At 35.3% G+C, this 18605-nt stretch carries 12 protein-coding genes; 11 read left to right on the top strand and 1 reads right to left on the bottom strand.

From position 1 onward, the window contains the following. The 6 genes from ACKU4N_RS16145 (at position 1) to ACKU4N_RS16120 (ending at position 11694) form a co-directional block, all read left to right on the top strand. Positions 1 to 2118 carry a S9 family peptidase gene (locus tag ACKU4N_RS16145; RefSeq protein WP_321318099.1) on the top strand — a complete coding sequence of 706 codons (2118 nt, stop codon included), beginning with the start codon at positions 1 to 3 and terminating at the stop codon, positions 2116 to 2118. Positions 2119 to 2199: 81 nt separating this feature from the next. Further along, the gene (locus tag ACKU4N_RS16140) at positions 2200 to 2967 is read left to right on the top strand and encodes a LytR/AlgR family response regulator transcription factor (RefSeq protein ID WP_321318097.1); all 768 of its coding nucleotides are present in this window, start codon (positions 2200 to 2202) and stop codon (positions 2965 to 2967) included. A gap of 464 nt (positions 2968 to 3431) precedes the next feature. Further along, positions 3432 to 5984 carry an NACHT domain-containing protein gene (locus ACKU4N_RS16135; protein WP_321318095.1) on the top strand — a complete coding sequence of 851 codons (2553 nt, stop codon included), beginning with the start codon at positions 3432 to 3434 and terminating at the stop codon, positions 5982 to 5984. Positions 5985 to 6169: 185 nt separating this feature from the next. Further along, on the top strand, positions 6170 to 10174 hold the full coding sequence (locus tag ACKU4N_RS16130; RefSeq protein WP_321318093.1) for a hypothetical protein: 4005 nt from the start codon (positions 6170 to 6172) through the stop codon (positions 10172 to 10174). Positions 10175 to 10210: 36 nt separating this feature from the next. Continuing rightward, entirely contained in the window at positions 10211 to 11443 is a 1233-nt protein-coding gene (locus ACKU4N_RS16125; RefSeq protein WP_321318091.1) for a spore maturation protein, read from the top strand. A 44-nt stretch (positions 11444 to 11487) separates the two neighbouring features. Continuing rightward, the gene (locus ACKU4N_RS16120; protein ID WP_156196232.1) at positions 11488 to 11694 is read left to right on the top strand and encodes an RNA-binding S4 domain-containing protein; all 207 of its coding nucleotides are present in this window, start codon (positions 11488 to 11490) and stop codon (positions 11692 to 11694) included. 88 nt (positions 11695 to 11782) lie between these two features. On the opposite strand, the gene ACKU4N_RS16115 is transcribed toward ACKU4N_RS16120, so the two are convergent. Further along, complete coding sequence (locus ACKU4N_RS16115) at positions 11783 to 12166, bottom strand: SRPBCC domain-containing protein (RefSeq protein WP_321318089.1); 384 nt, start codon at positions 12164 to 12166, stop codon at positions 11783 to 11785. A 219-nt stretch (positions 12167 to 12385) separates the two neighbouring features. Here ACKU4N_RS16115 and ACKU4N_RS16110 point away from each other — a divergent pair, with 219 nt between their 5' ends. From ACKU4N_RS16110 to ACKU4N_RS16090, 5 genes are all read left to right on the top strand, one after another. After that, positions 12386 to 13684, top strand: coding sequence for a dihydrolipoamide acetyltransferase family protein (locus tag ACKU4N_RS16110; protein ID WP_321318087.1), 1299 nt, complete (start codon positions 12386 to 12388; stop codon positions 13682 to 13684). A 57-nt stretch (positions 13685 to 13741) separates the two neighbouring features. Next, positions 13742 to 15784, top strand: a complete 2043-nt coding sequence (locus ACKU4N_RS16105) for an alpha-ketoacid dehydrogenase subunit alpha/beta (protein ID WP_321318085.1) — start codon at positions 13742 to 13744, stop codon at positions 15782 to 15784. A gap of 100 nt (positions 15785 to 15884) precedes the next feature. After that, positions 15885 to 16394, top strand: coding sequence for a flavodoxin (locus ACKU4N_RS16100; RefSeq protein WP_321318083.1), 510 nt, complete (start codon positions 15885 to 15887; stop codon positions 16392 to 16394). A 160-nt stretch (positions 16395 to 16554) separates the two neighbouring features. Continuing rightward, positions 16555 to 18084: a hypothetical protein gene (locus tag ACKU4N_RS16095; RefSeq protein ID WP_321318081.1), complete on the top strand. Its 1530-nt coding sequence runs from the start codon at positions 16555 to 16557 to the stop codon at positions 18082 to 18084. Further along, on the top strand, positions 18084 to 18569 hold the full coding sequence (locus ACKU4N_RS16090) for a GNAT family N-acetyltransferase (protein ID WP_321318080.1): 486 nt from the start codon (positions 18084 to 18086) through the stop codon (positions 18567 to 18569). Before ACKU4N_RS16095 ends, ACKU4N_RS16090 begins: the two co-directional genes overlap by 1 nt. Positions 18570 to 18605 lie beyond the last annotated feature (36 nt).

Below are 18605 nucleotides of genomic sequence, written 5' to 3'. Positions count from 1 at the left end.
ATGAAATTTAAATTGTTTTTTAGCATTGCTGTAACTTCACTTTTAGCAATGTCTTGTGGTCCAAAGGCAACAACGCCGAAACCACCTGTTGCAAAAAAAATAGCGAAAGAACTTACAATCCATGGTGATACCCGGATTGATAATTATTATTGGATGAATCAGAGGGAAGATACAGCCGTAATTAATTATTTGAATGCAGAGAACAGCTACACTGATGCTATGATGAAGCATACAGAGGAGTTTCAAACAAAGTTGTTTGATGAAATGATTGCCCGGATTAAGAAAACAGATGAATCCGTTCCTGCTAAATCCAATGGATTTTATTACTACAGCAGAACCGAAGGAGATGCAGAATACCCTTTGTATTGCAGAAAAGAAGGGGATTTAGATGCAGAAGAACAAATCATGCTTAATGTTCCTGAAATGGCACAAGGCTATAGTTTCTTTAGTATAGGAGATTATTCGGTTAGTGAAAACAATAAAATTCTTGCCTATTCAGAAGATACTTTAAGTCGTAGAAGATATACCATAAAGTTTAAAAGTCTGGTTGATGACAAAGTTTATGCTGATGAAATTGTAAATACAACAGGAGGCATTACATGGGCAAGTGATAATAAAACAGTTTTTTATACGGTAAAACACCCTGAAACTTTATTGCCTTATAAAGTATTTAAGCATGTTTTGGGTACACCAGTTGAAAAAGATGAATTGGTTTACGAAGAAAAAGACAATACTTTCTATACATTTTGTTACAAAACAAAATCCAGAAAATATATTATAATTGGTTCAACCAGTACTCTTTCTGCTGAATACAGATATATCGATGCAAGCAAGCCTAATAGTGAATTCAGTATTTTTCAGGCCCGCGAAAAAGATTTAGAATATAGCATTGATCATTTTAAAGGAGATTTTTACATCAGAACTAATTATCAGGCAAAAAACTTTCGTTTGATGAAAACTCCGGTGACTAAAACAACGAAAGAGAATTGGATGGAAGTGATTCCAAATAGAGACGACGTATATTTAAGTAATTTTGAGATTTTTGAAAAATATCTTGTTGTAGGTGAAAGAAAGAATGGTTTGAATCAGCTGCGAATCAGACGTTGGGAAGATAATGAGGAACATTACCTCGATTTTGGTGAAGAAACCTACGATGCCTGGATTTCGACAAATCCTGAATTTGAAACAGATGTTCTTCGTTACGGTTATACTTCTTTAACAACACCATCGTCTACTATAGATTACAACATGACTACGAAGGTGAAAACGGTAATGAAACAGCAGGAAGTTGTTGGTGATTTCGATAAGTCAAACTACGAGGCCAAAAGAATTTGGGCAACAGCCGAAGATGGAACAAAGGTGCCTGTTTCGTTGGTTTATCGTAAAGATAAATTCAAAAAAGGAACCAATCCGCTGTGGTTATCTGCTTATGGTTCTTACGGCAGTAGTTCCGATGTATATTTTAGTTCTGTTCGGTTGAGCTTATTGGATAGAGGATTTGTTGTAGCTACGGCACATGTACGCGGTGGTCAGGAAATGGGACGCTATTGGTATGAAGATGGAAAACTTTTAAAGAAGAAAAATACCTTTACCGATTTTAATACTTGTGCTGAATACATGGTATCCGAAGGATATGCAGCAAAAGACAAAGTTTTTGCCTGGGGCGGAAGTGCCGGAGGATTGCTGATGGGAGCAATTAGTAATATGCGGCCAGACCTTTATAAAGGAATTATTGCTGCGGTTCCATTTGTTGATGTTGTAACAACAATGTTGGATGAATCGATTCCATTAACCACTGGTGAGTTTGATGAATGGGGGAATCCAAAGAATAAGGAGTATTACGACTACATGCTTTCCTATTCTCCTTACGATAATGTGGAAGCGAAAGATTATCCTGCTATGTTGGTTACAACCGGATTGCATGACTCTCAGGTTCAATATTGGGAACCTGCAAAATGGGTGGCTAAATTGCGCGATATGAAAACAGATCATAATCCTTTGCTGATAAAAATTAATATGGATTTTGGACATGGTGGTGCTTCCGGGCGATTTGAACGTTATCACGAAGTTGCATTAGAATATGCCTTTGTTCTTGATCTTGTTGGAATTACTAAATAATTAGCATAAATATAAAAAAAGCACTCTATATAGAGTGCTTTTTTTATATATTTAGGTTCAATATTAACCTAATAAAGGCTCATGATTAAGACCCTAATTATTGATGATGAATTAAAAAGTCAATCAACTCTGCATAAATTGTTAGAGATGTATTGTCCCGGAGCAGAAGTTATTGGGTTTGCACATAATGTTGAATCGGGGATTGAAGCGATTGAAAATTTAAAACCTGATTTGGTTTTTTTGGATATTTCAATGCCGGATGGAGATGGCTTTGAGGTGTTGGAAAGAGTAAAGAATCGTAATTTTGAGGTGGTTTTTACAACTGCATTTAATGATTATGCAATTAAGGCTTTTCAGTTTGCGGCATTGCATTATTTGTTAAAACCTATTAATTATATTGAGTTACAGAGTGCTGTTAAACGTTTTCAACAAAATCATCAGGATGTTGATCTAAATGAGAAAATAAAGATTCTGTGTGATAGTTTAAGCAATCATCATCAGAAAATAATTCTCCCCACATCAAATGGACTTCGAATTGTAGAATTAAACCAGATTCATCGCTGCGAAGCTGATGGCAGTTACACCAATTTTTATTTGAGTGATAACACAGTACTGATGGTTTCCAAGGTACTTTCCAATTTTGAGGATATATTGCCGGAGGAAATATTCTGCAGAGTTCACAGCAAGCATTTGGTCAATCTAAATTACATCAGCCAGTACATTAAAGGAAGAGGCGGACGTATTATTTTAAGCTCAGGAAAGGAAGTTGAGGTTTCTGAAAGCAAGAAAAAAGATTTTCTGAAAAGACTGAAGTATCTCGCTCATTCATTAACAAATGTGAAGAAATAAAAATATCGGCTATTGTCGGTGATAGTGAAAAAAAAGGAAAAAATTGGTTGATTGAAAGGAGATAGAACCAGCTATTACTGATTTTTCAGAACATGAATTTAAGGATGAAATCAATATACAAACTCCAGGTATTTATTATTTTGGTTGCAGATATAAACTCAGGTGATTTTTAATTTTTGAAAAGAACAAGTCCCATCGTTTCAAGTCCGGAAAATGATTTATAGATATAGGCTGTTCAATTTTTTTGGGCTTATGATTCCTTTTTGAATAATAAACATACCTGTTCCCTCCCCCTTTTTAAGTAGTTGTTTTAATCGTTAGTTTTATAAACGCCATTATAAGCTGAAACAACATAGATATGAATTTGTTGTCCCTGAAGATAAATTGGTGATTGCCTCCGTAATATTTCTTGCCTAATTTCACTCGAAATTTGATCAAAATCACGACCACACACTACTACAACAATGATTGAGAGGCTAAAATCGGAGGTTTTAAAAAAGTTTGGTTCACAGCTCATGTATACGAAGGCTTGCAGGACTTTAGCTGATGAAATTTATGATGAAACAGAATATCGGATAAGTACCACAACTATTCGTCGAATTTTTGGGTTCTTAAAAACGAATACAACCCCAGCAAAATTTACTTTAAACACCTTAGCCATTTACATTGGATATGAATCTTGGGAGGCATTTTTCTCTTTACAGGATGATGTGTCCGAAACTTCCGGGAAGCAGAAAAAAAATTGGAATGATTTGTATGAAAAATCTCTTGCCTTAAGTAAAGAAACGTATAAATTAATTGTCGGGCAATCGGGTATTCCATTTCATTCGGTTGTTAGTCGGTCTCATGCTGAAGAAAGAATTAGATGTTTTTTGAATTCATCAAAAATGGCAACAGGATTTATTGCACCGGGAGGTTTTGGTAAATCAAGTATGTTAGCAAAATGGTTCGAGAAAAATTGGATAAGAAAACAGTCTGATGATGTCATTCTATATATAAATGCATCATTCATGTTGAGTTTTTTGAATAAAGATTTCAGATTGGATCGTTGGATTCAGGATCAGGTGGATTTTGAGGAGAAGGATACTTTGAAATATTTTCTGGAAAATCCTGAGGCTTGTGAAGCTCGTATTATTTTTGTTGTTGATGCACTGGATGAAATTACCTATGATAACATTAAATTGGAGAGGCTTTTTCTTCAGCTAAAATATTTTATATCAAACTATAAGGAGTCCAAAAAGGTTAAATTAATAATTACTTCTCGATGTTCTACCTGGGAGAAATTTGCTTTGCCGTTTGTGATAAAAGGGAATTCTATTCAAAATAGTTGGTACGAGTTGGGTTTGAAAGTAGACACCCAGGATCATCAGAACTTAAATCCTCTTTCCAACGAAGAAATTCAATATGTTATTGATCGTACCATAAATACGAATTTCGCACCGAATTTTTCGGTTAGCGAATTATCTTTTCGGCAAAAGAAAATGATTTCTAATCCGTTCTTCTTAGAATTGTTTGTGAAACTATATAATCCCGATAAGCATTATGTTTGTTATGAAGAGCAGAAACTATTAAATGAATTCTTACGAAATAAAGTGTTCTATTCCCGATTCTCTGAAGAGAAAATGGATATTCTGTATGGATTTTTGAAATTAATCGAGCATGGTAAGAATGGTGTAGCTGCAAAAAAAATGGAATTACGAGATGCCTTTCCCATTCATCTTAAAACTGCCGGAAATTATTTTTATGCCTACGAGGAATTAATTTCATATGGTTTGTTAACCGAATTTATAACCATAAACGAACACAATAGCTATTGTAAGTTTGTTAAAATCACCAGTGAACAATTATTGGAGACTTTGATTGGAATGGATCTTGTACAGAAAAATGGCGGGGTTGATTTTCAGTTGATTAAGACTGTTGAAAAGGAGTATGAAGGTTTTGATATCAAAAATAGATTGATTGGCTTTTTATATTCCAGTGCTTTCTATATTGGAAATCATTTGGAGTTAAAAAACTTTTTCCAATTGAGTGATGAAACTCTTTCTGACCGTGATCTGATTGACACAATACTTAATTCATCTATTTTTTTAGATGTGCAGAGAATGGAATTGATGGAGCATTTTGTAAATCAGGAAAGAGCTGAAAAGTATCTGTTTGGTAATTTTCCTGAAATCTATAATCTTACCAGAGGGAATAAAGCTATTTTAGAAATATTTGCACGAAAAGGGCGGTCTAAAAGTGTTCGCATAAAATCGTTGTCAGTATTGCTTTTGAGTTCTGTTTTTACTTTGGATATAGATGGGGCACAGCAATATTATCACGATTTGAATGATGAAGAAATTGATCAGTCATGCACTGGATTTGATATTTCTATCAGGCTTGCAAGTAGGTTGATTTACAATTATTTTATTAGCCGCGAATCCAATGAAATTGAAATTCTAAAAATGTTTTATTATAGGGAGATGGCTTATAATCAGTTGGGTGAAGATCATGGAGCACTTAATGGTGAGTTTGAGCTTATTCTTTGTATGGTATTAATTTATATGAAATCTTTTCATAAAGTGCTTCAGTTGATTGATGATGTTGAACATTTGTATAAAAATGCGAAGTCGAAAAAATCAAATTTTAATTACAACGTTCTACAATGCTATAAATTATCTGCACAGCATAGTTTGGGGATGGAAATGAATACCACTCAAATTGAGTTTTTACAATCATGTGAAAGTGACATTACAGCTTCCGAAAATTATTTCTTGCAAATATATTATCATTCGTTTCTTAGCTCTGTGCAATTTGCAAAAGGAAATCGGATTGAAGTGGAACGGCATTTTAATGTGGCACTGGAAATTTGTGAAGATGTTAATTATGGATTGTGTTCTGCAGGGATTCTAAAGAAAATGGCGAAATATTATAATGAATGGGGTGAGAAAACAAAAGAAAGTATTTGTTTGTCTGAGGAAAAGGAAATTTTAAAGGATGTAATTTCTGTATTTAATCAGGAAACCCTTTTTGTTTAAAGGGTTGTTGAAATATTTTGTAAAGCTGTTTGTTCCTGCAAACAGCTTTATTTTGTTTGTAATCCTGAGTTTTCAGTTCAAAATTTTACCTTTACCATTATTGCATTAGATTTTATTAATTTGCAATGAGAAGTGGCTGATAGGTCTTTTTTTTTTAATGGTAAAGTAAAAGCGTTTTGTTTGATATGAATAATTCTTCAAAATTTCACATATTAATAGTTTTTTCTATTTTCTTATTCTTTTTATTTAGTCTTCCTGATTTGGCTGTAGCTCAGGATAAATATTCAATTTTTGGAAAAGTAAAGATTGAAAACGGAAGTATTGAAAATACTCGAATTACCATTTTAAAAAATGCAAAAAAAATGGAGTCGGGAATTATAGATAATAGCGGCAAGTTTGAATACGAATTGGATTTTGGGAATGAATATATTCTTGAATTTTCGAAAAAAGGATTTGTTACCAAAAAAGTTAGTATTTCTACTTTTGTACCAATAGATATTCTTAGTAGAGACAATCAATTTCCACCCTTTAAATTTATGGTTTCCCTATTTCCTGCATACGAGGGGCTTGATCTTTCTGTTTTTGATCAACCTATGGGAATGATCATGTATGATAAGGAGTTAGATGACTTTGATTATGATCGGGATTACGATTCTCAAATTAGAGATGCAATTAAAAAAGCAGAAGAAGAAGCCAAGAAACGAGCAGCAGAGCTAGAGGCGCAAAGATTGGCAAAAGAACGAGCTTATAAGGCAGCGATTCAAAGAGGTGATATTAATTTTAATGCTCAGAAATATGACTTGTCGAAAGCTGGTTATAAAGAGGCTTTGGCAATTATGCCTGATGAGGATTATCCAAAAACACAATTGCAAAAGATTGATGAATTGGTTGGGCTGGAACTGGCTAATGCAGAGGAAAAAGCCCGTATAGAAGCAGAACGAAAAGCCTTGGACGAAAAATATTTAACATTGATTACTCAAGCTGATAGCCAATTTGAGGCTAAAGATTACGAACTTTCTAAAACGAACTATACAAGTGCTTTAGAAGTAAAACCAAACGAAGGATATCCTAAAAACCAAATTCAGAAAATTAGTGATTTACTGGCGCAGCAAGCACAGTTAGCTGCCGATAAAAAAGCAATGGAAGAGAAATATGCATCAGCAATTGCTATGGCAGATTCTCAGTTTTCAATTGGCGATTATCAGTCTTCCAAAACAGCTTATGCTGAAGCTTTGAGTTTGAAGGCTGAAGAGGTTTATCCAAAATCTCAGATACAGAAGATTGATGGGATTCTTGCTAATCAGAAAGCAGAAGCTGATGAAGCTGCTCGATTACTAGCGAAAGAGAAAGCCCTGGAAGAAAAATATGCTGCAATTATTAATTTGGCTGATTCACAGTTTTTATCAGGTGATTATCAATCTTCCAGAACCAGTTATTCAGATGCTTTAGGTTTGAAAGCTAAGGAGGTTTATCCAAAATCTCAGATACAGAAGATTGATGGGATATTGGCTGTGCAAAAAGCAGAAGCTGATGAGGCCGCTCGCTTGCTTGCTGAAAATAAAGCGTTGGAAGAAAAATATACATCGATAATTAATTTGGCCGATTCTCAATTTTCAGCAGGAGATTATCAGTTGTCTAAAACCAGTTATTCTGAAGCAATGGATTTGAAAGAAGAGGAAGCATATCCAAAATCTCAGATACAAAAGATTGATGGGATATTGGCTGTGCAAAAAGCAGAAGCTGATGAGGCCGCTCGCTTGCTTGCTGAAAATAAAGCTTTGGAAGAAAAATATGCATCGATAATTAATTTGGCTGATTCTCAATTTTATGCTGGCAACTATCAGACTTCTATGACCACTTACTCCGATGCGTTGAGTTTAAAAGCAAACGAAACATATCCAAGATCTCAAATCCAAAAGATTGATGGAATGTTGGCAAAGCAGTTAGCAGAAGCTGACGAAGCAGCAAGATTGGCATCTCAAAAGAAAGTCTTGGATGAAAAATACGCATCTGTTGTTGCCTTGGCCGATTCACAGTTTTCATCCGGAGATTATGATTCTGCAAAAAATACCTACAAAGATGCTTTAAATTTAAAGTTGGCAGAGGCTTATCCAAAAACTCAAATTCAAAAAATCAATGAAATATTGGATGCTCAGCAGGCGGAAGCTGATAAGGTGGCTCGTTTACTAGCTGAAAAGAAAACCTTGGACGAAAAATATGCATCTGTTATCAAATTAGCTGACTCACAGTTTGTGTCTGCTGACTATCAGTCTTCTAAATCAAACTATTCAGAAGCTTTAAGCTTAAAGGATAGCGAAGTTTATCCAAAATCCCAAATGCAAAAGATTGATGAAATATTGGCCGCTCAGCAAGCTGAAGCGGAAAATGCAAAACGCCTGTTGGCGGAGAAAAAAGCCTTGGATGAAAAATATACTTCTGTTATCAAGTTGGCTGATTCTCAATTTTCATCAGAAGAATTTCAATTGGCCAAAACTAATTATACTGAAGCTCTAAGCTTGAAATCTGGAGAAGCGTATCCAAAAACTCAAATTCAAAAGATTGATGACTTATTGGCAAACCAACAGGCAGAGGCTAGTGAAGCCGCTCGATTGGCATCTCAAAAGAAAGCTTTAGATGATAAATATGCATCAATTATTGCATTAGCTGACTCACAGTTTTCCAGCTGTGATTACCAATCGTCTCGAACAAGCTATACGGATGCTTTAGAATTGAAGGGAAAAGAATCTTACCCAAAAGTTCAAATTAAAAGAATCGATGATATTTTGTCTGAACAGAAACGTTTGGCCGAGGAAGAGGCTAGGTTAGCACTAGAGAAAAAAGGATTGGATGAAAAATACAATTCATTTATTGGTTTAGCTGATTCTCAATTTTTTTCAGAAGCTTATGAATCGTCAAGAAACAATTATGCTTCAGCTTTGGAAATCAGGAGTGACGAAAGTTATCCGAAAACTCAGATTCAGAAGATTGACGAAATCGTGAAACAGCTGAAAGCCAAGGCTGAAGAAGAAGCCGGAATTGCTGAGGCTTTGCGAGCCACTGAAAGAGAGTATAGTAATTGCATCGCTCTTGCTGATAAATATTATGAAGGAAAAAGATGGCAATCTGCAATTGGGGAGTATGAAAAGGCTCAAAAGCTGAAACCTACGGAGGTTTATCCTCCTAATCAAATAGAAGAAATTAAATTGATATTGAAAGAGTTGGAGAAATTGGAAGAGGAAAAATCAACATTGCAATTTCAGTACAAAGCATTGATTGAGCAAGCAGATCAGTTTTTTAGCCGGGAAGAGTACACAGCATCAATGGTAAAATATCAGGGAGCATTGGATTTGAAACCGGCAGAATCTTATCCTAAAAATCAGCTAAAGAGAATTGAAGTATTACAGGAGCAGCAAGCAAGAGAAGCTGAAAAATTGAAAGAGTTGAATCGTTTGTATGGTGTGGAAATTAAATTAGGAGATAAATTTCTGAAAGAAGAGCAATTTAGTGTTGCACGTCATCATTTCAATTCAGCACTTAATATGAAGCCGGAAGAGGAGTATCCTAAGCAGAAATTGCAAGAGATTGAAAAATTAGTGGCAGCATTAAAGTTAGCTGACAAGGAGGCTGTTTTAAATAACCCAACCAATTTTGAAAAGAAATTGTCTATTGCGAAGGAAAGGGAATATGCATCGATGATTACAAAAGGGGATGATTCATTTAAAGCATCTCATTTTACGGTTGCAAAGGTAATGTATGAAAGAGCGCTTGAATTATTTGATCGGGATTATCCTAAAAAGAAATTAAAGGAAATTGATAAATTGATAAGAGAAGGCAGGAATTCTGAATTAACAGAGGAATATCGTAAGTTAATTGCTAAAGGTGATGAAGAATTAACGAAAAAGAATTATTCTGTAGCAAAATTTTATTATCAAAAAGCCAGGGAGTTAGATGCTTCTGAAAAGTACGCCGATAAGCAATTGGATAAAATTGAGGAGTTTATAAATTCGAAAAAAAATCAGAAGCTGGATGCTGAGTATAAAAAACTTATTAATCAGGCAGATGAAGCCTACAATAAGGGAAATTATTCAGTTGCCCGTTTCTATTACAGAAAGGCTGCAAATCTAAAATCAAATGAGTCTTATCCAAAGGAAAGATTGCAATTGATAAAAGAAAACCAGAGTAACAAGTAGTATTTAACCACATTTTAATACATTAAAAATAATTTTATGGCCTTAAATTATCTTTGGATTTTCTTTTTTGTTGTTGCATTTGTTGTAGGATTGATCAAGTTGATCGTTTTTGGCGATATGGAGGTATTTCCCAATATGGTGAATTCAACATTCGATATGGCTAAAACAGGTTTTGATATTTCTTTAGGCCTGACGGGTGTTCTGACTTTGTGGTTAGGAATAATGAAAATCGGGGAAAATGGAGGAATTGTAAAAGTTTTTTCACGTTTGATTGGTCCGTTTTTCAACAAGTTGTTTCCTGAAATACCCAAAGGACATACTGCACACGGTTCGATAATGATGAATTTAGCGGCAAATATGCTTGGCTTGGATAATGCAGCTACGCCATTAGGATTAAAGGCGATGAAGGAAATGCAGTCTGTTAATCCATCGGAGGACACCGCATCCAATGCACAAATTATGTTTTTGGTGCTGAATACTTCCGGATTAACGATTATTCCAATATCCATCATGGTTTACAGGGCGCAATTAGGAGCTGTGAATCCTTCTGATATTTTTATCCCCATATTACTGGCAACTTATTTTTCTACACTGGCCGGTTTGATTAGTGTTGCAATTGTACAGAAAATAAAACTTTGGGACAAAGTTGTTTTGGCTTATCTGGGAGGATTAACTGTCTTTATTATTGGGTTGATTACTTATTTTTCAAGCTTGGAAAAGGATCAAATAACTCAAATTTCTACTGTAGTTAGTAATGTATTCTTATTTTCTGTCATTATTGCATTTATACTTTTGGCATCACGAAAAAAGGTGAATGTTTATGAGAGTTTTATTGATGGAGCAAAAGAGGGATTTTCAATTGCCATTAAAATAATTCCTTATTTGGTTGCTATTTTGGTTGCAATTGGGGTATTTAGAGCATCAGGAACAATGGATTTGGTGATTGAAGGAGCGCGAAGATTTTGTGTTTTTGTTGGTGTAAATTCCGATTTTGTAGAAGCTTTACCTACCGCATTGATGAAACCATTGAGTGGTAGTGGTGCCAGAGGCATGATGGTGGATGCGATGCAAACGCACGGAGCAGATAGCTTTGTTGGCAGATTAGCATCAACACTGCAAGGAGCTACAGATACTACTTTTTATATTATTGCTGTCTATTTTGGAGCTGTGGGAATTAAGAATACAAGATATGCTGTTACCTGTGGACTAATTGCTGATTTTGCTGGTATTGTTGCGGCAATAGCAATTGCTTATTTGTTCTTTCATTAAGAGGAGAAAAAGATTACTTTTGCGATTCAAATTACTGGATAGGGATGATAAAATTTAAGATTGAAACTGAATATATTGAGTTGATTAAGTTGATTAAAGTAACTCGTATTAGTGAGAGTGGCGCTCAGGCTAAGATTTTTGTTGAAGATGGAATTGTATTTCGAAATGGAGAAGTGGAAACTCGTAAAAGAGCAAAAATTCGTCCCGGTGACAAAATTGAAATTTTCGATGAAGTGATTATCGTAGAATAATTTTTCTGAAAAAATAGAAAAGCGCAGGTACTGTAAATTGCCTGCGCTTTCTTTTTGCCATAAGCTAAGGGCTGGTGGCAAAAGTCTATTAATAAAATTCTAAAAAGTTCTTAACCGACCCTAAATAGTAATCTTTCCAACCTTCAACAATCTCATCGTAAGCTTCATCAGGTATGTTGGTATGAGTTAGTTCAATCCGGGATCTTGAACCGGCTTTTTTTATCAGCAAGGTCACAATTGATGGACTTTCAGTTTCTCCAAAGAACCACTCCTGAACTATCTTATAATCTTTTACAATCTCCAGATTAACACCTGTAATATCTCCTTCCCAAAGAGAGAAAATAGTGCCGGGGTTTTCATCCATTACAGCTGGATATCCGGTCCAAAGTTCAATTTGAAAAGAATTGGTTAGGGCATTATATACTTCTTCCTGCGAGGAAGTGATTTCTAGGCTAAATGTGAATTCTTTCATTTCATGTTATTTTTCAGTCTCAAAATTAATCTGAATAATAAGAATGTGGTAACTTTTGTAAAAGAATTTTGCCCTTATCAAGGAAATCTATACGATAATAAAAAATTGTAATGTGGAGATTACAATTATTAATAGCTTTAATAAATCTAAATAAGAATAAATTTTTATATTTGTATCGAAACATTTAAATATGATTATAAATATTAAACTATAAGTTATATGTCTAGCTTTGAAATCATAATGCCTAAGTTGGGCGAGAGCGTACAAGAAGCTACTATCACGAAAATGTTCGTGAAGTTGAATGATCAGGTGGAAGAAGATGATATGCTTTTTGAAATTGCAACAGATAAAGTGGATTCTGAAATACCTTGTCCGGTAGACGGAAAAGTAATTGAAATCCGATTTAAAGAAAATGACGTTGTTCCTGTTGGCGAAGTCGTTGCGATCATTGCCTTAGGTGATGCAGATGATGTAGAAGAACCAGTTAAAGCAAGCGTTAGCACTTCTGTATCCGAAACAATTCCTCAGGAAGCTGCAGGAAGTGTAAGTTCCTCTGATATTCAATCTGCTTCAGGCCGATTTTATTCTCCGCTTGTGAAAAGCATTGCGAAAAGTGAAAATATTACTGTTCAAGAGCTGGAAACAATTACTGGACATGGTACCGAGGGAAGAGTTCAAAAACAAGATGTTTTGGATTACTTGTCCAGTCGCAATGGAACAACTGTTTCTGCTCCTGAAGTTAAAACTGTTTCTGCTCCTGCTAAAGCTCCAGCAGCTGAAAAGCCTAAAGTTTCAATGTCAATTGGAGCACAGGATCAGATTGTGGAAATGGATCGTATGAGAAGAATCATTGCCGATCACATGGTAATGTCGAAGCAAACCTCTCCGCATGTTACTGCCATGGTTGAAGCGGATGTTACCGATATGGTTAATTGGAGAAATAAAGTAAAGGATGAATTCTTTAAAAAAGAAGGAACCAAGATTACTTACATGCCGATTATTATAGAAGCTGTTTCTAAAGCTTTGCGTGAGTTTCCCGGAGTGAATGCTTCGGTTGACGGATACAACGTTATTCTCAGAAAGAATATTAATGTTGGTGTTGCGGTAGCTCTGCCAAGTGGAAACTTAATCGTGCCGGTAATAAAGAATTCAGATCAGAAAAACCTAATTGGTTTGGCAAATGATATGAATCGTTTGGCAACCGATGCACGAAATAATAAATTAAGTCCAGATGATATTCAGGGGGGGACATTTACAATATCAAATTTTGGATCCTTCAAAAATGTAATGGGAACGCCAATTATCAATCAGCCACAGGTTGCAATTTTAGCAGTTGGAACCATAGAAAAGAAGCCTGCCGTAATTGAAACTCCAGCTGGAGATGCAATTGTTGTCCGCCAAAAAATGTTCTTGTCTCTTTCTTATGACCACCGTGTTGTAGATGGAGCTTTAGGTGGAGCATTTTTGCGAAGAATCGCAGATTATCTTGAAGATATTGATAGTAATAGAGCATTTTAAATCATGGAAACATTGGAAATAACATCCGTAGAAAATACTACAAACAAAACTGATAAGATGACTGAAAGTAAAAAGTTTAGCATAAAAAAAACCTCAAAGGAATTGCTTGGTCGTTGGTTTCATTTGATGACCTTGGGTAGAGCGTTGGACGAAAAAGCTCCAAACTACTTAAAGCAGGCAATAGGCTGGTCTTACCATGCTCCTTATGCCGGACATGATGGAATTCAATTGGCTATTGGGCAGGTATTCGATCGTAAAACAGATCACTTATTCCCTTACTACAGAGATATGCTCACCTCTATTTCTGCAGGATTAACGGCCGAAGAGATTATCTTTAATGGAATCTCAAAAGATACAGATGTAGCAGGTGGTGGTCGTCACATGTCAAATCACTTTGCAAAACCGGAATGGAATGTTCACAATGTATCTTCCTGTACAGGAAATCACACATTGCATGCAGTAGGTTTAGGTCGCGCAGTAAAAAAATACAAGCACAAAGGAGTTGTAATTAGTTCTCAGGGAGAATCGTCGGTATCGGAAGGATATGTTTACGAGGCCATTAACGGAGCAACCAATGAGCAGCTTCCTGTAGTATTTGTATTTCAGGATAACGGATATGGAATTTCGGTTCCTAAGAAAGATCAGACCGCGAACAGAAAAGTTGCTGATAACTTCCGTGGAATGAAGTACCTGAAAATTATTCATTGTAACGGAAAAGATGTTTTTGATTCGATGAATGCAATGACTGAAGCAAAACAAATTGCTCTGGAAACTTCAACTCCGGTAATTGTTCAGGCCAACTGTGTTCGTATGGGTTCACACTCCAATTCCGATAAGCATGAGTTGTACCGCGATAATGCTGAATTAAACTACGTTACAGAATACGATCCATTGGCGAAGTACCGAAGGTTATTGGTTCGTTACAAGCGTTTTACCGAAGAGGAACTGTTGGCTATTGAAGCAGAAGTGAAACTGGAAGTAAAAAAAGCGCATAAAGCAGGTTTAAGTGCACCGGATCCTGATCCGGCATCCATTCACGATTTTGTGATCCCTGAACCGTATGTTTCTGAGAAATATCCTGAAGGATTACACAATTTTACAGGCAACAACAAAAAGTTGATTGAAGGATTAAATGAGACCTTAAAGGCAGAATTCCGTCTTAATCCAGATACTTTTATTTGGGGACAGGATATTGCCAATAAAGATAAAGGTGGAATTTTTAATGTTTCCAAAGGGATGCAGCAGGAATTTGGTAAAGACAGGGTATTTAATGCTCCTATTGCCGAAGACTATATTATGGGAACAGCGAATGGAATGAGCCGTTTCAACGATAAAATCAGAATTGTTGTTGAAGGTGCTGAATTTGCTGACTATTTTTGGCCTGCAATGGAGCAGTTTGTTGAAACTACTCACGAATATTGGAGAACAAAAGGGCAGTATTCACCGAATATTACCGTTCGTTTAGCATCTGGTGGATATATTGGCGGAGGATTGTATCACTCGCAGAATATTGAAGGAGCATTGGCAACTTTTCCGGGTGTTCGCATTGTTTACCCATCGTATGCTGATGATGCAGCAGGTTTGTTGCGTACTAGTATCCGTTCGAAGGGAATGACTGTGTTTATGGAGCCTAAGGCTTTGTATAACGATCCGAAAGCATCGGCTGCTGTACCTGATGACTTTGAAGTTCCGTTTGGAAAAGCAAGAGTACGAAGAGAAGGTGCTGATTTAACGATCGTGACTTATGGAAATACAACCCACATGTGTGTTGAGGTTGCCGATAAGTTGGCCGAAGATACAGGAAAACAGGTTGAGGTAATTGATCTTCGCTCATTGGTACCGATGGATATTGAAACGATACTAAAATCGGTAGCAAAAACCAATAAAGTAATGGTTGTTCATGAAGACAAAGTATTTTCAGGATTTGGAGCTGAAATTTCAGCAACAATTACCGAAAAAGCTTTTGATAAATTGGATGCTCCGGTAAAGCGTGTAGGATCTGAATTTACACCGGTTGGTTTTAATCGTATATTGGAAAAAGCAGTTCTTCCAAATAATGATAAAATTTACGCTGCTGCAAAAAAGCTGATAGAGTATTAATATCAGATTAGGAGATATAAGTTATGAGATTTGAGACATTTTTAAAGCGCTCATTTTTTTTCTCATCTCTCAGTTCTCACATCTAAAACCCAAAGATAAAATGAAAAAAATAGGTTTATTCTATAGTTTCAATACGAACAAAACAGCTAAGAATGCTGAGAAAATAAAGAAAGCTTTCGGAACTTCTGCCGAGGTGGAAAGTGTAAATGTTGAGGAAGTTGACGAAGAAATTTTTTTGGCTTACGATAATCTGATATTAGGTGTTCCAACATGGTTCGATGGTGAATTACCAAACTACTGGGACGAGTTTATGCCTGCTATTGAGGATCTAAAGCTAAAAGGCAAAACAGTTGCTTTGTTTGGTTTAGGCGATCAGGTTGGATATCCTGAAAATTTTGTAGATGCAATTGGTCTTTTGGCAATTGCACTGGAAGAACGAGGAGCAAAAGTAATTGGATTGACTTCTCCGGAAGGCTATAAATTTGAAAAGTCTGTTGCTTTACGCGATAGCAAATTCTTAGGTTTGGCTCTCGATATCGAGAATCAGGCAGGTTTGTCAAACGAAAGAATTGAAGCTTGGGTAGAGCAATTAAAAAAAGAGTTTAAGTAGATTCCTTTATTGTAATTAAATAGTTGACAGGCTTCTCCGAAAGGGGAAGTTTTTTTTTTGGATAGAATCACGGAATAATTTTTTCAAATTATTTTTTTGTGATATTATTATGTTTTTCTATTTTTAAAAGCTTCTAACTTTAATTTCAAGTATTGTCCCAATGAAAAATATTAATCAATGTCCTTCAGGATTAATTTATAATGGTTTATCCATTGTCTATTTACATTCCTTTTCGATAGGAAATAAAGTGAAATTTGATGATCAACATGTATTTGTTGAAACCCTTACTAATTCTATTGACCATCAGATTTTTAATTTACAGGGACTTGGTGATGAGAAGTTAATTTGCAGATACAAATTGAAAGGTTTCAGAACCAGTATAAAACTTGAAGATAATGGCCCTGAGATCAATGGATATGTGCATGTTGAAGCATCTTTATTTTTTAATAATACAGTATGTATTTCCTATCGGTTGGTGATTGATTCAACCAAAGATTTAGACTGGGATCATGAAGGTTTTTGTGAATCAAGTACTTCATTAAATACTGATGAGCTAATTGCGCTTGCAGGAATCCCATTGGCTACTGAGCATTGGTCGCAAAATGGAGATTTGGATTGTTCTGATATAGATAACGATGTTGAAAGCATCAGTATCTCAGAATTGTATCTTGATGAATCGACCAACTGGTTAGATATTCCTGTTGAAAAAACGGGTAAGAAAGAGGTATTTTTAAAAGTTCTTGAGCGATACAAATTTTTGTTTACTAAGAGCAATTCCGAAAGTTCGATAGTTGATCCAATATATGTTTTTATTGATGTTTGGGAGAATGTTGGTCATCAGCAGGGAATAAGCTTTGCAAAAATGGCTGAAGATGAAATTATCGAACACATCGAAAATCATCATCAATCTGAAATGATAGGCTTGCTTACTCTTTATCCGTATGAATGGCCCTATCGGTTGAGTTCTGATTTTGAAGAGATATGTGGAAAGAATATTGCTATTGACACAGATGATCTTGTTTTAGCAAATCAAAATATTTGTATTGTATTTGGGACTTATGGTTTAAGAGGGAAGGATTCGCCAACCGATTGGAAAGAGCATTTGGCCGAAAGAGCAAAATATCATGTGTCTTGGCCTGAATATTTGTTGATTGTTGAAATGATAATCGCTAAGAAGCAAGCAATAAATAATGCTCTTTCTCATTTTATCAATAACACAATTAAGGTGTCCCGACAAAAAAACACACGCAAATTGATCGAAGAAAATGCCTTGCTGACACTTGAAATATCAAATACCTTATTAAAGCTTGATGCAGTAAGATTTTCCCGATTTGTTTCTCATAAAATTATGTATGAGCGTACGGAGAAAAGACTTGGTTTGGAGAGAGATTACAATCAGTTACAGAATGCAATTAGTCAAATTGACCAATCTTTAAATAATGTGACAAACAGCAGGGAGATAAAGCAAGCTAATTTATTAAATCTCATTTTAGGAATTATTTCGGTAGCCTCGCTTTTTAGTATTTTACTGACTCCGGCAGAATTGCCGTTTTTTAAGGCAATTGCTGCCGATGAAAGGCTCGCATTTAATGGAGGTGTAACAATTATTATCCTTACATTTTTATTAATATTTTTAAGTGTTGTGTTTGGTGCATTTAGACTGATTAGAACTATTTTTTATAGAAAATAATGATACGTAAAGCAACAGAGCACGATAAGGAACAGGTTGTTAATCTGTTTTGTGAAAACATAAAGAAGCAAAAATCTTATATATCTCATGGTGAAATACAAATGGGGATTGCTTTGGATACAGGAATATTGGCTGAAAATTATTCTTTGCTATGGAAAGAATATTTAGATGCCCAAATGAATGAGTTTAAGGATACGGTTTTAGTTTCGGAAGAAAACGGGATTGTAAATGGGTTTATTATTGGAGAAATTGCGAAGGATCGAAATGAATGTTTTGGTGTAATTTGTGATATTGTGGTTGATCAATCATGCCGGAATATGGGCGTTGGAGTCTTGTTGTTGGAGTCATTAATAAGCACTTATCAATCTAAAGGTGTTACCGATTACTATTTAGAATCTGGAATTAATAATCATGAGGCTCATCAGTTTTTCGAAAAGATGGGATTCGGGAAAGTTTCAGTTATTTATCGGAGGAAGGATACGTGAAATTGCAATCGGAATTGTAGTGAAATTTAATTAGAA

The organism is Labilibaculum sp., assembly GCF_963664555.1.
In the GTDB taxonomy this organism is placed as follows: domain Bacteria; phylum Bacteroidota; class Bacteroidia; order Bacteroidales; family Marinifilaceae; genus Labilibaculum.
The sequence above is the reverse complement of the archived record's forward strand: the minus strand, read 5'-3'. Positions and strand labels throughout refer to the sequence as shown.

Coding starts and splice junctions, on each gene's coding strand:
- ACKU4N_RS16090 (WP_321318080.1), top strand. CDS start 18,084: ATGATACGTAAAGCAACAGAGCACGATAAGGAACAGGTTGTTAATCTG.
- ACKU4N_RS16125 (WP_321318091.1), top strand. CDS start 10,211: ATGGCCTTAAATTATCTTTGGATTTTCTTTTTTGTTGTTGCATTTGTT.
- ACKU4N_RS16130 (WP_321318093.1), top strand. CDS start 6,170: ATGAATAATTCTTCAAAATTTCACATATTAATAGTTTTTTCTATTTTC.
- ACKU4N_RS16135 (WP_321318095.1), top strand. CDS start 3,432: ATGATTGAGAGGCTAAAATCGGAGGTTTTAAAAAAGTTTGGTTCACAG.
- ACKU4N_RS16140 (WP_321318097.1), top strand. CDS start 2,200: ATGATTAAGACCCTAATTATTGATGATGAATTAAAAAGTCAATCAACT.
- ACKU4N_RS16120 (WP_156196232.1), top strand. CDS start 11,488: ATGATAAAATTTAAGATTGAAACTGAATATATTGAGTTGATTAAGTTG.
- ACKU4N_RS16105 (WP_321318085.1), top strand. CDS start 13,742: ATGACTGAAAGTAAAAAGTTTAGCATAAAAAAAACCTCAAAGGAATTG.
- ACKU4N_RS16115 (WP_321318089.1), bottom strand. CDS start 12,166: ATGAAAGAATTCACATTTAGCCTAGAAATCACTTCCTCGCAGGAAGAA.
- ACKU4N_RS16100 (WP_321318083.1), top strand. CDS start 15,885: ATGAAAAAAATAGGTTTATTCTATAGTTTCAATACGAACAAAACAGCT.
- ACKU4N_RS16145 (WP_321318099.1), top strand. CDS start 1: ATGAAATTTAAATTGTTTTTTAGCATTGCTGTAACTTCACTTTTAGCA.
- ACKU4N_RS16110 (WP_321318087.1), top strand. CDS start 12,386: ATGTCTAGCTTTGAAATCATAATGCCTAAGTTGGGCGAGAGCGTACAA.
- ACKU4N_RS16095 (WP_321318081.1), top strand. CDS start 16,555: ATGAAAAATATTAATCAATGTCCTTCAGGATTAATTTATAATGGTTTA.